This window comes from Methylophilus sp., assembly GCF_035460085.1.
In the GTDB taxonomy this organism is placed as follows: Bacteria; Pseudomonadota; Gammaproteobacteria; order Burkholderiales; family Methylophilaceae; genus Methylophilus.
Window position 1 is genome coordinate 1 of sequence record NZ_DATHWZ010000103.1, and the last position, 1,839, is coordinate 1,839.

Sequence of the window (1,839 nt, forward strand, 5' to 3'; positions counted from 1 at the left end):
AAATGCATCCAGGAATTTGGCCTTTACTTCACTGCGGAAAAACAGGGTGCGGTTGCGGCCGGTTTCCAGGTCTATCATGGTGCCAAAGCCAAACTTGGGCAGTTTTTTGTATTCCTCATCGTCCCACAACACAACCGGGATCACTTTGTGCGCCGACATCGCAGACAAGGTTTTCTCGATCACGCCGAGCGGCATATGAAAATCGGAAATCCAGAACACCAGTGCACGCGTCTGCCCTAAAAAGTTAGGCATGTCAGTCACCCCTTCAACCCCTATGCGCAGATGCTGGTAATCATGCAACATGGCGATGGTTGCTTTGCTCTGGTGCAGATTGCGGCTTAACGGCAAGGTATAGTCTTCGAGCACTTGTTGGTTGTAGCCGATAAACCCAAACAAATCACCGGCGTGATAAGCCGAATTTGCCACCGCCGTCGCCACTTCAATCGCGGTATCCAATTTACGTGTATGCCCGCGGAACTGCATGGAACTGGATAAATCACACACCGCATAAATCGGCGTCGTGCTGTCCTGGTTAAACTGCCGCACCTGCACCTGCTCGAACGGGTCACGGATGGTCTGGCGCAAATCCATGCGCCTTGCATCCGGGTAATCCACCAGGTTCACCGTGCCACGATAATCCGAACCGAGGCCGCGCTGCGTGCCGGCATGATCACCCAGCTGGATACTGTCCGACTTCCAGCCGATCACATATTCAAACGGCTGCGCATAACCCGCTTCATCACCATACGCAGGCGCTTTCTTCCCGGCTTTTTTGAATGCACGTATCATGTGGGTTTTCTTTCAATGCTTGCTTAGGCCGCTTTGCTGAAGGTCAGGCTAGGCACCGCAATCGTGCGGATGATGTTATTGGTCAACTCACGTGCCAGCACCGTCCTGCGGTTTTCATAAGCGGCATTGAACACCAGGCGGTGCGAGATCACTTCGTGGAACACGGCATGGATATCTTCCGGATACACACTGTCGCGGCCATTCAGCCACGCATTCACGCGCGCCGCTTTCATCAGCATACCCATGCCGCGCGGGCTGGCCCCGGCCTGGATCAGGCGCGAAATATCCACACTGTCCATGGTCACGCCAAACTTTTCCGGGTTCACCGTCGCATCCCATAAATCCATGGTGTATTCCTCCAGCACATCGCTGGATTTAATGTGGTCTTGCAAACGGTCAGAAAATGCATTCAACTGGTCGAATTTGAGGATATCGCTCTCCACCTGTTGCGTCAGTTTTTCGGCATGCTGGAACTTGGTATTGAACACCAGTGATTTTTTCAGCTCGCGGTCAGCTGGAATTTCAATCGGAATCTCCATCATGAAACGGTCACGCGCCGCAGAAGGGATTTCAAACGTCTCGTTCTTCTCCACCTGGTTACGGTCGGCAAACACAATCATATGCGGCATGCGGTATTCTTTCTTGAAGGCGCTGATATGACGCTCGGCCATCACGCGCAGCATCAGGGCATGCACCTGTGGCCGTGCACGGTTGATCTCGTTAAAGAAGAACACGGATAAATTTTCACCGGCACGCAACAGCGGGCCTTCATCAATCTGCGGCCTGCCATCCGGACCGAGGAAGGTGTGGTAAATCAGGTCATTCGGCATCAAATCCACCGTGCCTTCGATCCGCTCATAGGCGCCACCGATACCGCGCGCAATCGATTGCAGCAAGGTGGTTTTACCGACACCGACGCCACCATCCAGCAACACATGCCCGCGTGCAAAAATCGCAGTGTTCATCAAACGAATGGCTTTGCTCTGTCCAACAATCACCTGGTTGACCTGTTTTTCCAGGTTCAGTGCATGGTTACGCCAATCTGCCAAT

General features: G+C 53.2%; 2 protein-coding genes. Both read right to left on the minus strand.

Annotated features, from left to right (window positions below):
* The coding region (locus tag VK958_RS13480) for a DUF58 domain-containing protein (RefSeq protein ID WP_325242200.1) at positions 1-789 on the minus strand (789 nt) is incomplete at its 3' end.
* A 23-nt stretch (positions 790-812) separates the two neighbouring features.
* Positions 813-1,838, minus strand: a complete 1,026-nt coding sequence (locus VK958_RS13485; protein WP_325242201.1) for an AAA family ATPase — start codon at positions 1,836-1,838, stop codon at positions 813-815.
* Between the last annotated feature and the right edge of the window lies 1 nt (position 1,839).